A 16,450-nucleotide genomic window follows, 5' to 3' on the forward strand; every position below is an offset into this window, starting at 1 on the left:
TACTGATATACAAAGAGGGACGGTTCCTGTGATTTGAAAAATCATGGGAACCGTCCTTTTTATTATGTTTCGCCATAAAAATCAGTCTCTTCCACGCCGTCCCACGCTCCAATGAGCCGCATGTCCGCCTGGTTGGGCGTGGTGAACGCGTCGAAGCGCCAGCCTGCGTCGGTGTTGACCAGCGTGACCGGATAGGTGCGCGTGTACTCATAGCGCGTCTCCAGCCGCCTGTCCCGCTCCTCCTCAGTCTCGTCCCGGCGGGGATAGGGGTAGGAGTAGTGCGCCGTCACCGTAAAGTCGATCCGCTGGTCCGTCTGTGCGGTCAGCGCGAATTCGTCGGGAATGTTGTCATTGTAATACTGGTCTCCATAGGCGCAGTCCAGGATGAAGAGCCGACCATCGTACTCCATGTAGATCGGCCCGTTGCCGCTGTCGTTGCAGGCAGACCAGAGCGCATCGGTAAACAGCCCGTGGACGACCCGGTCAAAGTCGGCCCAGGACCGCCAACGGCTGTTGGAGCTGACGTAGGTGCAGTCGGAGCCGTCCGGCGTGTACTCGTCATGCTCTGTTTGACCGTCTTGGGCGGGAAAGGCGTCATCAATGCCGGTGGTCTCCCCGTCGAACATGGCGCTGTAGAGGGCAAAGGCCCGCCGGTAAAGGGTCTGCTGCTCCTCCGTGAGAAACTCCGGCGCAGCGCGGAGCCGTGCCGCGTCACTCAGCTGGAGGTCGGCATCGGTCAGAGCATCCAGCTGCGCGGATGGCCCCGGCTTTGCCGCGCAGCCTGCAAGGAGCAGGAACAGGGCCGCCGCAGAAAGCAGTTTACACGATCTTCGTCTCATCTAAAAACCTCCCAACCGCTCTTTTATCATAAGTATACCATATGCCCGGTTGGAATCAAGCGTTCATTTTCCGTTTTAACGGATATTTATATTTACTATTCCCATATAGCGGACTTATAATGTGTTTGTGCAGTACGCTGCATCAATACAGGTGAAGGAGCGCTCGCTATGGAAGAAAGAATTTACATCGACCCCAAGGAAATGCTCAAAGGCTTTGACGACGGGATCAACTGCGCCATGTGCGTATTTGGTACCATGGCCCCAAAGCTCGGTTTTAACCGGGAGGAGGCGCGCCGGATCGCGGCGCTCATCGGCGGCGGGATGGGCCGCTCCGAGACCTGCGGCTGCGTCACCGGCGCTTACATGGCCCTGGGCTATAAATTTGCCAACGACCAGGCCGGTGATGTGGACAAGCTGAACTACGCCAAGGGGAAACGGGAAGCGTTCAACAAACGGTTCATCGAGAAATTCGGCAGCCTGAACTGCTGCGATATGCTGGGCGGCCTGCACAACTGCCGCCCGGAGGAGCTGGCGGTCATCAAAGAGCAGAATCTGTATGAGACCATCTGCACCCGGGCCGTCAACTATGCCTGTGCCCTCACCGAGGAGCTGCTGGACGAGGGCTGATGAATCTTAGCATGAAAAAAGAGCCGGGACCGGCTCTTTTTTCATGTCTGTGTGTTATCGTGTCTCTCCCGTGCGCATATACGCGACCATTTCCGCCGGACTCATGCCATCCAGACCCAGGTCCTTCATGGTGTAGCCCTGCTGATAATAATCCGTCTTCATCATGATGTTGCTCAGTCCCGTCATAGCGTGGAGGACCGGCGTGTCCAGCTGGAACAGCTTTGCAAAGTTGATGGCGGTCACGCAGCCCACCGGTACATCCTCGGTGATATAGCGGGACTTCAGCTCGAACCGCGCACCCACAGGGGCGGGCAGCCAGGTGTTCAGATCCAGCGGCTCGGTGAAGGGAAGTCTGAAATCCGGGCCATAGAAGAACTGTCCGATCAGCCCCATGCGGGAGGACACCAGCGCGTCCTTCTCCACCGGGCAGATGCCAACACCAAAGGCCTTTGTGATCTTTACCAGGTCCTCGTAATAGGCATACTGCACCTCGCCCACGGCGGGGGAGCAGCCGAAGGCATAGATGTCATAGTACACGTCGGGCGCACCCAAATTGGGGACAAGACCCCAGTTTTCTATCGCGCCGGTGTTCATCACCACGCTGGGGATGTGCAGCAGGGGGTTCACGTTAGAGATGCTGATATCCAGGGCGGTGTCGCCGTGGACCAGCTCCGTGGCGTCCAGGGCGGGGATCTCCTTGCAGCGCTTGAGATACTCGTCATAGTCGCAGGAGGGCAGCGTGTCCACCCGGATCTCGTTCTCCCGATAGGTGATGTTGACCACGTCCGTCTCCGTCTCCAAATTGTTATACTCCACCAGCCGCGCGCCATATACCAGGGAGTCGTATCCGGCGACGATCACCCGTGTCTTGATCCCCTTCTCCTTCATAATGCGCCGCAGGATCAGGCTGCCGAAGTTGTCCGGGAAAATGCTCACCGTCTGGCCGTCCTCCAACAGGGGGGCCAGCTCCTCAAACACCTGCTGGAACCCCTGGGCCTGCACCGAGATCAGGATGTGGTCCGCCCCGTGGACGGCCTCCGCCATGTCATAGGTCACCATATCCAGCACGGCGGTCCCGCTCCGCTTGAAGTGCTCATAGTTCATCTCCAGTCCTTCCAGGCGGATGCGGCGGCTGTTCAAAATGCCCTTTACTTTATTGTTATACCGGGTAAACTCGAACATTCTCACCTCAGCGCCGCCCAGCTTGCAGTCCGCCGCCAGGGCGTGGGCGCCGTTGCCAGCACCGATAACAGTAATTACAGCCATAGTGAAACTCCTTTCGTCTTGTCTCCAGCCGTCAAGCCTTCTCTGCGGCGGCCTTTTTGTCCTGGGACTTCAGCATAAAATAGCGGATGATAATGACCGCGCCGCTCAGGGCCCCGGCATAGCCAAAATAGGTCATGATGTAGTTGATCAGCGCCTCATAGGGAATAAACAGGACCACAAAGTATACCACCACGCCGCAGGCCACGATAAACGCTCTGTAGGGCAGGGACTTTTCATTGGACCAGAGCATAGACGCACAGGTCCACAGGATGGGGCACATGGTGGAGTAGATCGCCAGCATAATGATCACAGAGAAGACGATGCCAGCGCCGCCGATCAGGTGGTTGGCCAGGACCAGGTTCGGGATCGCCGCCACAGAGCACTCGGCGATGTTGCCCAGATAGTTCAGCCCCAGCAGGATGCAGCACAGGCCATAGGACAGGGTGCTGAGCATCATGATCCGTCTGGTGTCCTTCTCCCGATAGGGACTCAGCTCGTGGCCCAACTGGGCCACATAGGCCATGGGGATCAGGATACAGGTGCCCGTGTAGGAGATAGCGGAGAGGAGGATGCTGTGTCCCGCCCGGTTCACCGTGATGGCCCCGCTCTCTAACAGGGCGACGCTGTCCTTGATCTGAGGGAAGGTCCAAAAGGCGGAGACGATGCCCAGGATCAGGGAAAAGCCAACCACAACAGGCCCGATCTTGCCGATGATGTCTACCATCTTCTTCAGCCCCAGCAGCGCCGTGCCCACGGAGAGGATCACCGCAATGGCGTTGCCGATGGGGCGGGGCAGCCCAAACTGCTGATTGAGTACGTTGCCAAAGCCGGAGATCATAAAGAAATAGCAGCCGAGATTATAGGCCCACACAAAGAAGCTGAGGAGCTTGCCCCCTGCCTTGCCGCCTACCACCTCGTAAAGGGCCTTGATGTCCGCTGCGTTGCGGGTGCGTCCAATATAACAAACGCCCACATAGGTCAGCGCCAGAAATACGATGAAGATGACGCCGATCTAGAAGCAGCCGCTCACAGAGCCCCAGTTGGAAAAGAACTGCATCGTCTCCTGTCCGCTGGCAAAGCCAGCGCCGATGAGATATGCCAATATCGCGCCCGCCGTGTTGATCGTGGTCGCGATCCCCATTTTTTTCGTGGTTTCCATGCTTTACCTCCCTGTTATGTTCTTCTTTGCGGTTTGGGTAAGGAAAGGTCGCCTTCGTTGTGTTGTCCGAAATAAAGTTCGTATGTCCGTTATTGCGTATCAAAAGCATAAGCCAAAAAACTATACATGTCAAGTAAATTTTTCCTTGATTCTTTTAGCGCAATTTGCTAAACTCAAAGCAGCACAAGAAAAATCCACTTGCTTTTGCAGCATTCCAGACACCCATCGATCAATAAAACGGAAAGGTAGAACCATATGAGCCAAGGAAAAGATGAATTTATCGGCATCGGCGACAATCTCAAGCGCCTGCGTGGCCGCATGGGGCTCAGTCTCAGCGAGGTCGCAAATATGACCGGCGTGAGCAAAACCATGCTCAGTCAGATCGAACGATCTGAATCCACCCCCACCATCTCCACCATCTGGAAGATATCCAACGGCCTGAAGGTCAAGTTCGACACCCTGTTGGACACCACCCCCACCCATCTGTGCGATATCCGCCGGATCGCGGACGTGACCCCCCTGTGCGACAAGTCCGGCCTGGCCGAAAACTATTGCATGGTCCCCTTCTCCCCGGTCACGGGATACGAGTTTTTCTACTGCACCTATAAGCCCAGCTGCTCCTATCACTCCGACGGGCACAAAAACAGCCGCAGCGAGCTGATCTTCGTCTTTGAGGGAGCCATCGATCTGGAGATCGAATCCAAGACCTATCATGTAGAGGCGGGCAGCACCATCACCTTCGACGCCGCCAAGCCCCACAGCTATGTAAACAACGGGGACCGGGACGCAAACTTCTGTTCTCTCGTCAGCTACGAATGAGGTAAATTTTAATCGTCCTGCATATCGGACGATAGTTCGTTATCATTGTACACAAATTGCTTCTCCCGAAATTGTGGCGTTTGAACAAACTTCGCGTGCCGAGGAAAATTGTGTATTGACTATCTCTACAAGACGTGCTAGTCTGTTGCCGAGGTAAGGGAATTATTTTTTTACGCTGGTTGTCCGTTATAGCGAATGTAAGTCCGCAACAATGAACAAGCCGACACTCGGCAAACTAGAAAAGGGAGTTCGTTGATTATGGCAAAGAACATTTACGTACAGCTTCTGGAAAAAGAGCTCATCCCCGCCTGTGGCTGCACCGAGCCAATGGCTTTCGCCCTGGCTGCCGCCCTGGCCCGCAAGCACGCCCCCGGCGAGATCAAGGAGATCCACCTGAAGGGCTCCGGCCTGATGGTGACCGGCGTCCAGGCCGTTCTGATCCCCAACTCTCACGGCAGACACGGCGGCTTTATCTCCACCGCCATGGGTGTTGTCGCCGGTGACCCCGACATGGACATGGAGGTCCTGACCAAGATCACCGACGAGGATCTGGAGAAGGCCGAAGCTCTGGTCAACAGGCTGCTGGCCGCCGGGGCCTTTACCCAGGACCTGGAGGTGGACGTGCCCTCCATCTATCTGTCCACCAACATCGTCACCGATGAGCACAACGCCACCGTCGTCCTTCAGAACGAACACAACGGCATCTGCTATGTCGAGGCCGACGGCAAGGTCCTGCTGGACATCCGGGACATCAACCCCATCACCGAGGCTCTGAAGAAGAACAACGTGGACAAGTCCATCCTGACCATCCCCAACATCGTGGAGTTCTGCAACACGGTGGACCTGGCGGAGCTGGACCACATCCGCTATGCCATGAAGCTCACCCAGGATATCTGCCAGGACGGCATCGACAACCCCCTGGGCATGCAGTGTGGCCGCGTCCTGCTCCAGAACATGGAGAAGGGCTTGGTCGCCAAGGACGAGTATACCTACACCCTGGCCTGGACCATCGCCGGTCTGGACGCGCGCATGGGCGGCACCAGCTACACCGCCATGAGCAACACGGGCAGCGGAAACCAGGGCATCATCTGCACCATGGCCCCCATGGCTGCCGGTAAGTGGCGCAAGGAGTCTGAGGAAAAGATCATCCGCGCCGTCACCCTCTCCAACCTGATGAACATCTATCTGGATTACCGTTCCAATGAGTATGCCCACCTGTCCCCCGAGTGCTACTGCGGTGGTGTGGCGCCCGCTGCCGCCGCCTGCGGCGTGGCCTATCTCCGCGGCGATTCCGCCCAGGTCCTGAACGACATCGTCCGCACCGGCCTCGGCAACCAGGCTGGCATCATCTGCGACGGCGCCAAGCCCAGCTGCGCCTTCCGGGCCTACACCGGTCTGTTCGCCACGCTGCACGCCATGCTGCTGGCCGAACAGGGCATCGCCACCGGCTCCACCGAGGGCATTGTCCACGAGTCTGCCGACGTCACCATCGACAACATCTATCGTCTCCAGAAGGAGACCATGAGCCACACCGACGAGTTCGTCTGGAAGATCAAGCAGGAGCAGAAGACCATCTGCTGATCCTCCCCCGTTTCCGTCATCCGTCAAGATATGACCGAGCCCCCTGTCACACACAGCTGACAGGGGGCTCGTTTTATTGTTTATTGCTCTTGTGCAGGATACATCTCCGCCACCTGGGCCAGATACTCCCGCATCTCTTCCACCACGTCCTGGGGGCCGATGATCTGGGCCAGGGTGTGGAAGCCGAAGACCCAGGCGAAAAACTGGGGGCTGACCACCACGTCGGCGGTGACGGTGAAGTGGTCCGGGCCGTCGGGGACCAGCACCGCGTCCCGGCCCAGCCGGTCCAGCACTGCCCCCACCATGCGGTTGTCAAAGCGCAGGCGTACCCGCCGCTCGTCGCCGCTGAACATGCCGAAGACTTTGCGGGCATAGACGGCCATGTCCAGGGCCTCATAGGCCTGCTTGCCGTCCCGCTCCGTCTCCAGCACGGCGATGTCCACCATCTTGTCCACCCGGAAGTGCTTGATGACCTGCGCCTGGGAATCGTAGGCTACCATGTAATAGTTCTCGTCGTCCCAGGTGAGTGCGAAGGGGCTGACCTGATAGAAGTCCCCCTCCCGGCGGAACCGGCGCTTCTTGTCCACGGTATAGTCAAAATAGCGGAAGCGGATCTGCCGGTTCTGGGCGATGCCGCTGTGGATCTCGTCCACGTTATAATAGATGGACTCGTTCATGGTCTTGATGCGGTTGGCCACAAAGACCTGGCGGCTGAGCTGCCGGGCCTGATAGACGCTGGCCAGGCTCTCGATCTTTTTGATGAGGGAGACCGTCTTCTTGTGGGTGATGAACTTGGAGGACTGGACGCTGTCCACCAGCAGCTTCAGCTCGGGCAACTGAAAGTCCCGGTCCCCCACATAGTAGCCATAGACACCGCCGCCCTTCACCTGGATCACGTCCAGGCCAAACAGCCGCAGGGCCTCGATATCGTCATAGATGCTCTTGCGCTCTGCCGGAATATCTTTTTCCGCCAAACAGTCGATGATCTGATTCACCGTCACCGGATGCTCCTCATCCGAACAGCGCAGCAAAAAGTCCATCACATACAGCAGCTTTAACTTTTGATTGGAACTACGTGGCATGGGGGTCGCCTCCTTCGGGTGGGCTCAACGCCCGTTATTTCATCTGTTTTGGGTCATACCTGTTGCTCGATATGCCCAGCGGCCATTTTCGCGGCATTTCACAAGGTTTCCCCTTGCCACCAGCCCCATCAAGATCCGATTTGCCGTTGCTGCTGACACGCCGCACAGTGCCCGCACGTCGGCGTTCATAATATAGTCGTGGGTTTTCAGGTACTCTTGAATCTTGTTCCAACGCGTCGCGGCTTTATCCGTTTTTCTATCGCTTATATCATCGCTCATTTTATCACTCATATTGATGGCGTCCATGAGCGATGCTTTGATGGCGGAGAGCATGAATTCGATGAACGCGGTGGACTCGCCTGCATCGTTGCTGGCGTTGATGGCATCGTAGTATCCCTGCTGGTGGTCGTGGATGATGGATTCGACCGGCAGCCATGCAAACACAGGATTCCATTTAGAAAGCAGCAATGTATGCCAGAGCCGCCCAACACGGCCATTGCCGTCGGCAAAGGGGTGGATCAACTCCAGCTCATAGTGAAATACACAGCTGCGGATCAGCATGTGTATGTCGCTGGTTTTGGCCCATTCCAGCAGTTCCATCACCAAATTTGGAACGTACTGGGGGAGCGTTCCAAAGTGCAGCACACGACCTTCTTGGTCCACCACACCCACAGGTCTGGTGCGGAACATTCCCGATTCCTCCACCAGTCCCCGGGTCATGATGCCGTGAGTCAGAAGCAGATCATCCACGGAATAGGGGTCAAGCTCGTCCAGACGCTCGTATATTTCGTAGGCGTTCTTGACCTCAGCAATGTCCTTTGGCGGAGCCAGTACCGTCTTGCCGTCCAGCACCGCCGTGACCTGATCCAGCGTCAGCGTGTTCTGCTCGATGGCTAGGGAGCCGTGGATGGTGCGGATGCGGTTTGTTCGTCGCAGCGTCGGGTTGGCAGAAAGCTGATTCGCGCCGGACAGCTTGCCCACCAACTCGGCAATGTCGGCCACATCGCTGATGATCGCATTGGTGATCGTAAAAGGCGGCTTTTTGTTTCTCATGGCTTCTCTCCAAAATTGACCTTTTTTAAGAAATAGGGTATAAACCGATTATAGCACACCCCGCTCCGCTTTATCAATCATCCACCCGCATAAGGACATTCCCTCCCCACATACCCTTCGGCAGGGGGTGTTATGATGCTGTCTCCGGCGATTTATTTGCTTTTGCACGGACTATTTTTTACGCTGCGCCTGTCGGGCGGGGGCGGGTCCTTTCCCCGGCCCCTGAAGGCGGAGGAGGAGCGGGAATATCTCCGGCGCTGGGCCCAAGGGGATCTGGAGGCCCGGAACAAGCTGGTGGAGCACAACCTGCGCCTGGTCGCCCACATCGTGAAAAAATACTATTCCCAGTCCGGGGACCAGGAGGACCTGATCTCCATCGGCACCATCGGACTCATCAAGGGCATTTCCACGTTCAAATCGGACAAAAATGTCCGGCTGGCCACCTATGCCAGCCGGTGTATCGAAAACGAGATCTTGATGCACTTTCGCGCCCAGCGGAAGCTCCAGGGGGAGGTCTCCCTGGCGGACACCCTGGAGACGGGGGGTGAGGGCGGCTCGTTGTCCCTGATGGACGTGATCGCCGTGGACGACACCATGCTGGAGGACCTGGACACCCGGGACGCCTGCCGCCGGGTGCGCCGGTGCGTGGACGCCTGCCTGGATGACCGGGAGCGCCGGGTGATCGTCCGCCGCTATGGCCTGGATGACCACCCGCCCCAGACCCAGCGGGAGATCGCCGCCCAGTGCGGCATCAGCCGCAGCTACGTCTCCCGCATCGAAAAGCGCGCCCTGCAAAAGCTGGAGGCCGCCATGGACGGCTGGCGGCCCGGGTAAAAGCGCATAAAAAACAGAAACAGCCGCGGCAAAAACCGCGGCTGTTTCCGGCGAAGTTACTGCTCCGCAAACACACGATAGAGGAAGGTGACGATCTGAGCGCGGGTGCAGCTGTTCTTGGAGCCGAACAGGCCGTTGCCCACACCGTCAGTGATATCATTTGCTTTGGCCCAGGCCACGGCGGCGGCGAAATAATCGCTGCCGGACACGTCCTGGAAGCCTGCGCTGCCGGTGACGGCGGGGGAGCCCGCCGCGCGGTAGAGGAAGGTCACGCCCTGGGCGCGGGTACAGGTGGCGTCGGGGCTGAACTGGCCCGCGCCAGTACCGGAGGTGACGCCGTTCTCAATGGCCCAGGCCACGGCCTTGGCGTAATAGGCGTCGGCAGGCACGTCGGTCATGTTGACCGCGCCCTTGGGCTCGGGAGAGCCCGCGGCCCGCCACAGGAAGGTGACGATCTGGGCCCGGGTGCAGGACCGGTCAGCGCCGAACAGGTCATTGCCCACGCCGCCGGTGACGTTGTTGTCCTTGGCCCAGGTCACGGCGTCATAGAAGTAGTCGCTCCAGGTCACGTCCTGGAAGGGGGTAGACTCCCGGGTGTAAACTGCCTGGATGTCCACCTGGCTGTCAGGCTGGACGAACGTGAATACGCTGTTGCCCTTAGCCGTGACTTTGATTTGGTTGCCTTTAGCGTCAGTGACCAGAACTTCCTTCACCACATAGCCCGCTTCGGGCTTCACGGTGATGATGACCACGTCGCCCTTGGCGGCAGCTTTCTTGCTGGAGTCCACGCCGCTGGGGGTGGTGACGGGATAGGTGGGGGCGCTGTCGCTGCGGTCACTGCCGGAGGAGGGTACCGTGATGGTCAGCTGGGCGGCAGCTTCTTTGGTCAACTGATAGTTGTCAGCGCCGGAGAACTCGGTCTCAGCCATGTTGGTCCAGGTGATGGTGTAGGTACCGGCGGGGGAGTCCTTTGTGACCGCCGCGCCGGTCTTGTCAAGGCAGGCAAAGACAGGCTGGACGCTGGGGGTCAGGACGTCGCCGCCCACAAGGCCGGTGTAAGCCAGCTGGAAGGTGGGGAGGTCCGCGCCCTTGGTCAGGCTGACCGCCTTGGGGGCCACGGTGGCGGGCCGCTTGGCGATGGTCACGGTCAGACTGCGCTCGGCCACGTCGGTAAAGTCGTCGTCCCCCTGGACCTTATAATAGACAGTATAGTCGCCTGCGTTCACAACGGAGGGGATGGACTGGCTGTATTCGCCATCTGTGCCCAGCCGGTACAGCAGCGTGCCGCCGGAGGTGCTGCCGCCCTGGACCAGGCCCTGCGCGGAGGCGTTATACACCAGGGTGTTGGCCGTGGGCTCGGTGACAGTGGGGACAGTCTTATCGTTCACCGTCAGGGTGATGGTGACAAGATAGTCCATATAGTTGGCGTCCGTCACCTTCAGAACGACGTCGACGGTCTTGCCCACCAGGTTCTTGTCATTCTGGAACGTGAAGTCCAGCGTTTTCAGTCCGACAACCATGGTGTTGGGGACCAGCACGTTATCCGGGTCGGCGACGCTGTCAAGCACCACGCTCTGGGGGTTCTTTTCCAGACAAGTGGTCAGGTCCACGCTGCCAGTCATTCCATACTTGGCAGAGCTGTCAGCCGTTACATTAGCGTGGGCGGCTTTGGAGATGGTAAAGGTCACAGACACGGGGTCGAAGGTATAGTTGCCGTCCGGGGACATCTTCAGCGTCAGGGTGGCCGTTCCGGCGTTGACATTGTCCGTCAGCTCCACAACATAGTCGTGCGCGGTCAGCACATTGCTGTCATTGCTGGTCACAGTAAACTCCGGCGTGATGGGCTGGCCGGTGTAGACATAGTTCTTGCTGGTATCTACAGTGACGGTGGGCTGAGCGATGCGCTGTGGGGTAATGGTATAGTCATAGTAGATGCTTACGCCGCCAGCCGAAATGGTCGCCCGATAGTCGCCCATATTCACGGGAGCGTCGGTGGTCTTGGCACCATAGGTCCCGTCGCTCTGCTTTCTGGCATATTCAATGGTGGCGGTCAGACCGCTGGCCGCGATCTCACTGGGGGAACTATACTGATAATACAGCACGACAGGTTTGGGGTTCCCATCGTAGGCAGTGTCCGGCTGGTTACTTGACAGCACCTGCAAGAAATTCAGATTATTCATGGGGCAGGGATCGTCACCCGTTCCGCTGCAACGGGCCAAAATGCAGGGAAGGCTCTGGTCAGCGCTGTATTTCCAGATATGCTTGTGCGGCGGGACACGCAGGACGGTCTTCTTCGAGGCAGTATCATAGAAGAGCTCGTAGTCGCTGTTGGCCGAAACAAAGTGGTTGCTGTAGTCAGTCGAATTGGCAGAGATAACAATGGCCGGGTCAAGTTTATCTGGCGTGTAATAGGAGCTGATGTAGATGGGGGCGGTATTATTCAGGCCGCCCGTGCTAATTTTAATAGGATGGACACCAGATGAACTGTACCCCAGAAAAATATCGCAGATATTGCTGGTGTTGCTGCCGCCATAATTGCCGCTGATCTCAATGTCTCCAGAAAGAGTCATTGTGCCGCAATTGACCACACCGCCAGCAACATGACTGTAAACGGTCGTGCCAAAGGAGTTGTTGCAAATGGTGCCGCCGGTCATGGTCATAGTGCCGTCATTGAACACGCCGCCGCCGTCCCAGATGCCATATCCGCGCTTATTGTTGTCAATATGGCCGCCAAACATGTTAAAAGTGCCGAGATTCCAAACAGCGCCATTCTGATAGGTCTCGTTTTCGGTGATAGTACCGTCATATAAATTGAATGTTCCATTGCTGCCGACATATACGCCGCCGCCGCCGTAGCCGGTGCCGCCGAACCAGTCTTCGTTGCCGGTAATGCTGCCGCCGTACATGTTAAAGGTGCCATAGGTGTACACACCACCGCCGTGATAGGCGTGGTTATCCGTGAGGATACCATTGTAGAGGGAGAATCTCCCCTTGGAGGAGACATATACGGCTGAACCGGCATAATTATATTCTGTCCCATCATTGCGAAATTGTCCGGTTGCGGGGTGCCGTACACGGCCTGCATCCTTGCAGTCCGTCAGTTCAAAAGAACCACCCACACTGATGACACTACAGTTATTTGCGATTTGGATCGTGTGACCATTGAGACACAAAGCGGTATTATCAGGAGCTTCCCATGATCTCTTATTAGCCGTCAGTTCTACGTCGTGATTCAGGTAATAGTTTCCGCTTTCTTTGGGCAAAGAGTTGGAAGCTGTGTATGTCTCACTTTCCCACTGCTCCGCCGCCAGTTTGTCCGTCCACTCGATGAACGTCACGTCCTTTTCCGTGTGGTCGCTCACGTCCTTGTGGGTGGCGCCGCACAGGTCGTGGGTGTGCTCTTCCGCCTGGGCCACGGGGGCGGCCTGGATCTGGGAGAGCGCCTCGGGGATCACCTCCGGGGTCTCAGGCTCCTGAGGGGTCTCCTCGGGGGTCTCTGGAGTCTGCTCCTCCTCAGAGGGAATTTCTGTCTCGGGGGGGGGACCTGGAAGTCGTTTTGGTCATCCTGAGGCTGGTCAGCCGGGTCCTGTTCGGATTCTTGCTCCGGCGTTTGCTCCGGTTCTTGGTCGGGCTGGTCCTCGGGCTGCGTCTCCTGCTCCTGCTCATCCTCCTGGGGGTCCAGGGTGATGGCCACGGGCAGGGCGGTTTCCGGGTCGGCGGGCAGGGTGACGGGGACGCCGGGGTCCTGCTCCTGGCGCTCCTCGGCCTGGGGCTGCTCCGTCAAAGGCTCCTGCTCATCCGCCGCCATGGCCGACCAGGGCAGAAGGCTCAGCACCAGCACGGCGCTGAGAAAGCCGCTGAAGATCCGCTTTTTCATGGGTGGGTACCTCCTTTATGTTCACCTATTTTGGTTTCGCACGCTGTAAACGCGGGGGGTGATCTGATATGCTCCAGCATAGCACGCCCCGCCCTCTGACGGGGGCTCATGTCATGAAACGTCGATTTTTCGACGTGAAATGTAGGGCAGGTGCTTTTTTGAACAAATAGTTCGAGCCCGCCCTCTCGATATGAGAGGACGGGCTCGATCCGCTTATTGGTCACGCTTGCTGGGACAGATAGAGGAAGGTGACGATCTGAGCGCGGGTGCAGCTGTTCTTGGAGCCGAACAGGCCGTTGCCCACACCGTCAGTGATATCATTTGCTTTGGCCCAGGCCACAGCGGCGGCAAAATAATCGCTGTCGGACACGTCCTGGAAGCCTGCGCTGCCGGTGACGGCGGGGGAACCCGCCGCGCGGTAGAGGAAGGTCACGCCCTGGGCGCGGGTACAGGTGGCGTCGGGGCTGAACCGGTTCTCGCCGGTGCCGGAGGTAATACCGTTCTCAATGGCCCAGGCCACCGCCTTGGCGTAATAGGCGTCCTGGGGCACGTCGGTCATGTTGGCCGCGCCCTTGGGCTCGGGAGAACCGGCGGCCCGCCACAGGAAGGTGACGATCTGGGCCCGGGTGCAGAACCGGTTAGCGCCGAACAGGTCATCGCCCACGCCGCCGGTGATGTTGTTGTCCTTGGCCCAGGTCACGGCGTCGTAGAAGTAGTCGCTGCGGGCCACGTCGCGGAAGGGACCGCCCGCCTCCACATAGATGGCCTGGATCTCCACCTGGCTGTCGGGCTGGACGAAGGAGAAGGTGCCGTCGGCGTTGGCGGTGACCTTGATCTGGTTGCCCTTGGCGTCGGTAACGACGATCTCCTCCACGGCAAAGCCCGCCTCGGGCTTCACGGTGATGGTGACCACGTCGCCCTTGGCGGCGGTCTTCTTGCTGGCGTCCACGGTGCTGGGGGCGGTGACGGGATAGGTGGGCGTTCTGCTGCCACCGCCGCCGCCGGAGGAGGGCCGGGTACTGACGGTCAGCTTGCCGTCCACATAGGCCAGGTCATAGTTGCCGCTGGCCGCCGCGCCGCTGGCGCGGATGACGGTCTTGCCGGTCTTGGTCATGTCAGGCTCCGCCTGCTGGCCGTTTTCGTCCACATACTGCACCGTGGGCAGGGTGGTCAGGGCGTCGCCGTTCACCAGACCCTCGACGGTATAGCTGTCCGCCCCCAGCTCCGGGGCCGCGTCGCCGACATAGGCGCTCTGGTTTTTGGCCGTGATAGTCAGCTCGGCTCGGGCCACCGTCAGGGTGTAAGACGCGCTGGCGCTGACATAGTCCGCCGTCTCGGCGGCAGTGGCCGTGATAGTCGCCTCGCCCGCGCCCACGATGGTCACGTGACCGTCGCTGTCCACGGTAGCCACGCTGGTCTTGTCGCTGGTATAGGAGACCGTGCTCCCCTCCGCCGCGCCGGTGGCCGCCACGGTGAAAGGCTCGTCGCCATAGGTCTTGGAGATCAGGCCGTCGCCGAACTTGAAGTCGGGCTGGGGCAGTTTGTCCGTCACGGTGTACTTGCCGGGGACGAACGTGATGGTATAGTTGTTGCCGAGGGACAGGTCGCCCTGGGAGATAGTGTACTGGTCACTCAACTGGTCCTTGTTTGCGTTGGTGGCCAGCTCGCCGGTGAAGGAATCGCCAGCGCAGGGCGCGGGGTCACAGGTATAGGTCAGCGCCGCCAGGGGCTGGCCGATGCGGGTGACCTGATCCTTCGCCGTCACGGTGACGGGCTTGGGATCGATTTTGAAGGAATAGGTCAGGTCACCGTTCAAGCAGAGAATAACACCTGGATTTGAGCTTGCTGGGACGTTCCATTTCCCACTCTGTATAACATCCTGGGTCAGGTAATAGAAGCCATTGCCACGAATTTCACTCAGCGAAGAAACAGGCGTCCATTCTGTAGTCACATGTCTGGAGCTATGGTTGTCGACATTACACACACCTGCCGCGCAGGCATCGTGATTCTCGTGCGTCTCCGCCGCCTGCACCGCCACGGGCGCAGTCTGCACCTCGGGGACTACCTCCGGCGCTATCTTCGGCACCTCCGGGGTCTCAGGATTCTCTGGGGTCTCCTCTGGGGTCTCGGGGACCTGGATGCTGGGCTGGGGGTCCGAGTAAATATCTGGGTCCTGGGGGGGATTGGAAACTGGTCTGGAGCTCCTGCTCCTCCACCTGGGTCGCCGGGTTCTCTGCCGCCAGGGCGGCCCAGGGCGTCAGGCTGAGCAGCAGCGCGGCGCTGAGGAACGCGCTGAAGATCCGCTTTTTTATGGGTTGGCTACCTCCTTTATTTGCGGGGTAAACACGGAATGCTATATCATGGTGATGATAGCACAAGCGCTCCCCCGGCGGGGGCGGATGTCATGAAACGTCCTGATTTCGACATGAAATGTAGGACGGTTGCTTTTTTGACAAAAATATGTTATATTTCAGTAAAGTCCTTGTGAAATAAGCGCAGGGACGCCCCGGCTCCGGCTGGGAAAATTTGAAACGGAAAAGAGGGATACCATGAAACTGGCAGCTGATTTTCGCGCCCAGGCCAGACAGGCTCTGCGGGGCAAGTGGCCCATGGCGGTGCTGGCCGGACTGCTGGCCACCCTGCTGGGCGGGGCGACGCAGAACGGACCGGAGATCAAATTCAACCTTGACCTGGGCAGCGGCACGGGCCGGGCCAGCCTGAACTATGTGGGCCGGGAGCTGGCGTCTGTGGGCACGGACTTTCACCTTCAGTTCAACGGCTGGCTGGCCGGGGCCGCGGTGTATCTGACGGTGGTGGCCGTGGCGCTGGTGGTGCTGCTGTTCGTGGTGGGCAGCGTGGTGGGCGTGGGCTATTCCAAGTTCAACCTGGACCTGGTGGACGGGCAGGAGGCCAACATCAATCGCCTGTTCAGCTATTTCTCCTGGTGGAAGACCGCCGTGGCCGCCAGCCTGCTCCAGGGGGTGCTCATCCTGCTGTGGTCGCTGCTGCTCATCATCCCCGGCATCGTGGCCTCGCTCAGCTACGCCATGACGGACTATATCCTGGCCGAGAACCCGGACCTGACGGCCAGCCAGGCCATCCAGCAGTCGAAAGAGATGATGCAGGGCAACCGCTGGCGGCTGTTCTGCCTGCAGCTGAGCTTTATCGGCTGGAGCATCCTGTGCCTGTTCACCTTCGGCATCGGCAATCTGGTCCTGAACCCCTATCAAAAGGCCGCCGAGGCCGCCTTCTACCGGGAGGTCAGCGGGACCGGGCGGGTGTACGACGTCCTGTGACCCCGCAAATTCATCCC

General features: G+C 58.8%; 14 protein-coding genes. 5 read left to right on the forward strand and 9 right to left on the reverse strand.

Going from position 1 to position 16,450, the window contains the following annotated elements; translation table 11 throughout:
• Nucleotides 1-62: 62 nt before the first annotated feature.
• Nucleotides 63-839, reverse strand: a complete 777-nt coding sequence (locus ACSAMP_RS14055; RefSeq protein WP_457800864.1) for a hypothetical protein — start codon at nucleotides 837-839, stop codon at nucleotides 63-65.
• A gap of 168 nt (nucleotides 840-1,007) precedes the next feature.
• Between ACSAMP_RS14055 and ACSAMP_RS14060 the strand changes: the two genes are divergently transcribed.
• A complete protein-coding gene (locus tag ACSAMP_RS14060) occupies nucleotides 1,008-1,466 on the forward strand; it encodes a C-GCAxxG-C-C family protein (protein WP_441795396.1) in 459 nt (152 codons plus the stop codon).
• Nucleotides 1,467-1,520: 54 nt separating this feature from the next.
• On the opposite strand, the gene ACSAMP_RS14065 is transcribed toward ACSAMP_RS14060, so the two are convergent.
• The 3 genes from ACSAMP_RS14065 to ACSAMP_RS14075 are packed head-to-tail and all read right to left on the reverse strand — an operon-like array spanning nucleotide 1,521 to nucleotide 3,891.
• The gene (locus ACSAMP_RS14065; protein ID WP_441795395.1) at nucleotides 1,521-2,732 is read right to left on the reverse strand and encodes an NAD/NADP octopine/nopaline dehydrogenase family protein; all 1,212 of its coding nucleotides are present in this window, start codon (nucleotides 2,730-2,732) and stop codon (nucleotides 1,521-1,523) included.
• Between the two features lie 31 nt (nucleotides 2,733-2,763).
• Nucleotides 2,764-3,705: a hypothetical protein gene (locus ACSAMP_RS14070; protein ID WP_457800865.1), complete on the reverse strand. Its 942-nt coding sequence runs from the start codon at nucleotides 3,703-3,705 to the stop codon at nucleotides 2,764-2,766.
• 39 nt (nucleotides 3,706-3,744) lie between these two features.
• Nucleotides 3,745-3,891, reverse strand: a complete 147-nt coding sequence (locus ACSAMP_RS14075; protein WP_457800866.1) for a hypothetical protein — start codon at nucleotides 3,889-3,891, stop codon at nucleotides 3,745-3,747.
• 255 nt (nucleotides 3,892-4,146) lie between these two features.
• Here ACSAMP_RS14075 and ACSAMP_RS14080 point away from each other — a divergent pair, with 255 nt between their 5' ends.
• Nucleotides 4,147-4,710: a helix-turn-helix domain-containing protein gene (locus ACSAMP_RS14080; RefSeq protein WP_441795392.1), complete on the forward strand. Its 564-nt coding sequence runs from the start codon at nucleotides 4,147-4,149 to the stop codon at nucleotides 4,708-4,710.
• A 258-nt stretch (nucleotides 4,711-4,968) separates the two neighbouring features.
• The gene (locus ACSAMP_RS14085) at nucleotides 4,969-6,291 is read left to right on the forward strand and encodes an L-serine ammonia-lyase, iron-sulfur-dependent, subunit alpha (protein WP_457800867.1); all 1,323 of its coding nucleotides are present in this window, start codon (nucleotides 4,969-4,971) and stop codon (nucleotides 6,289-6,291) included.
• An 80-nt stretch (nucleotides 6,292-6,371) separates the two neighbouring features.
• On the opposite strand, the gene ACSAMP_RS14090 is transcribed toward ACSAMP_RS14085, so the two are convergent.
• Together ACSAMP_RS14090 and ACSAMP_RS14095 are read right to left on the reverse strand one after the other, a co-directional pair.
• Nucleotides 6,372-7,373, reverse strand: coding sequence for a helix-turn-helix transcriptional regulator (locus ACSAMP_RS14090; RefSeq protein WP_457800868.1), 1,002 nt, complete (start codon nucleotides 7,371-7,373; stop codon nucleotides 6,372-6,374).
• A 39-nt stretch (nucleotides 7,374-7,412) separates the two neighbouring features.
• A complete protein-coding gene (locus ACSAMP_RS14095; protein ID WP_457800869.1) occupies nucleotides 7,413-8,426 on the reverse strand; it encodes a Fic family protein in 1,014 nt (337 codons plus the stop codon).
• Between the two features lie 135 nt (nucleotides 8,427-8,561).
• Between ACSAMP_RS14095 and sigK the strand changes: the two genes are divergently transcribed.
• On the forward strand, nucleotides 8,562-9,260 hold the full coding sequence (sigK, locus tag ACSAMP_RS14100) for an RNA polymerase sporulation sigma factor SigK (protein ID WP_441795604.1): 699 nt from the start codon (nucleotides 8,562-8,564) through the stop codon (nucleotides 9,258-9,260).
• Between the two features lie 56 nt (nucleotides 9,261-9,316).
• On the opposite strand, the gene ACSAMP_RS14105 is transcribed toward sigK, so the two are convergent.
• The 3 genes from ACSAMP_RS14105 to ACSAMP_RS14115 all read right to left on the reverse strand — a co-directional run bounded on the left by ACSAMP_RS14105 (nucleotide 9,317) and on the right by ACSAMP_RS14115 (nucleotide 14,953).
• Nucleotides 9,317-12,715: an S-layer homology domain-containing protein gene (locus ACSAMP_RS14105; RefSeq protein ID WP_457800870.1), complete on the reverse strand. Its 3,399-nt coding sequence runs from the start codon at nucleotides 12,713-12,715 to the stop codon at nucleotides 9,317-9,319.
• Nucleotides 12,712-13,137, reverse strand: coding sequence for a hypothetical protein (locus ACSAMP_RS14110; protein WP_457800871.1), 426 nt, complete (start codon nucleotides 13,135-13,137; stop codon nucleotides 12,712-12,714). The genes ACSAMP_RS14105 and ACSAMP_RS14110 overlap by 4 nt, the downstream gene beginning before the upstream one ends.
• Before the next feature lie 220 nt (nucleotides 13,138-13,357).
• Complete coding sequence (locus ACSAMP_RS14115; RefSeq protein WP_457800872.1) at nucleotides 13,358-14,953, reverse strand: S-layer homology domain-containing protein; 1,596 nt, start codon at nucleotides 14,951-14,953, stop codon at nucleotides 13,358-13,360.
• Nucleotides 14,954-15,686: 733 nt separating this feature from the next.
• Between ACSAMP_RS14115 and ACSAMP_RS14120 the strand changes: the two genes are divergently transcribed.
• Nucleotides 15,687-16,433, forward strand: a complete 747-nt coding sequence (locus ACSAMP_RS14120) for a DUF975 family protein (RefSeq protein WP_457800873.1) — start codon at nucleotides 15,687-15,689, stop codon at nucleotides 16,431-16,433.
• Nucleotides 16,434-16,450 lie beyond the last annotated feature (17 nt).

This window comes from Flintibacter sp. SJQ-8, from assembly GCF_054108085.1.

What these genes read in the sequence shown, in the direction of transcription:
- sigK (WP_441795604.1), top strand. Translation starts at nt 8,562, where the DNA reads ATGCTGTCTCCGGCGATTTATTTGCTTTTGCACGGACTATTTTTTACG.
- ACSAMP_RS14110 (WP_457800871.1), bottom strand. Translation starts at nt 13,137, where the DNA reads ATGAAAAAGCGGATCTTCAGCGGCTTTCTCAGCGCCGTGCTGGTGCTG.
- ACSAMP_RS14090 (WP_457800868.1), bottom strand. Translation starts at nt 7,373, where the DNA reads ATGCCACGTAGTTCCAATCAAAAGTTAAAGCTGCTGTATGTGATGGAC.
- ACSAMP_RS14120 (WP_457800873.1), top strand. Translation starts at nt 15,687, where the DNA reads ATGAAACTGGCAGCTGATTTTCGCGCCCAGGCCAGACAGGCTCTGCGG.
- ACSAMP_RS14095 (WP_457800869.1), bottom strand. Translation starts at nt 8,426, where the DNA reads ATGAGAAACAAAAAGCCGCCTTTTACGATCACCAATGCGATCATCAGC.
- ACSAMP_RS14075 (WP_457800866.1), bottom strand. Translation starts at nt 3,891, where the DNA reads ATGGAAACCACGAAAAAAATGGGGATCGCGACCACGATCAACACGGCG.
- ACSAMP_RS14055 (WP_457800864.1), bottom strand. Translation starts at nt 839, where the DNA reads ATGAGACGAAGATCGTGTAAACTGCTTTCTGCGGCGGCCCTGTTCCTG.
- ACSAMP_RS14060 (WP_441795396.1), top strand. Translation starts at nt 1,008, where the DNA reads ATGGAAGAAAGAATTTACATCGACCCCAAGGAAATGCTCAAAGGCTTT.
- ACSAMP_RS14065 (WP_441795395.1), bottom strand. Translation starts at nt 2,732, where the DNA reads ATGGCTGTAATTACTGTTATCGGTGCTGGCAACGGCGCCCACGCCCTG.
- ACSAMP_RS14085 (WP_457800867.1), top strand. Translation starts at nt 4,969, where the DNA reads ATGGCAAAGAACATTTACGTACAGCTTCTGGAAAAAGAGCTCATCCCC.
- ACSAMP_RS14080 (WP_441795392.1), top strand. Translation starts at nt 4,147, where the DNA reads ATGAGCCAAGGAAAAGATGAATTTATCGGCATCGGCGACAATCTCAAG.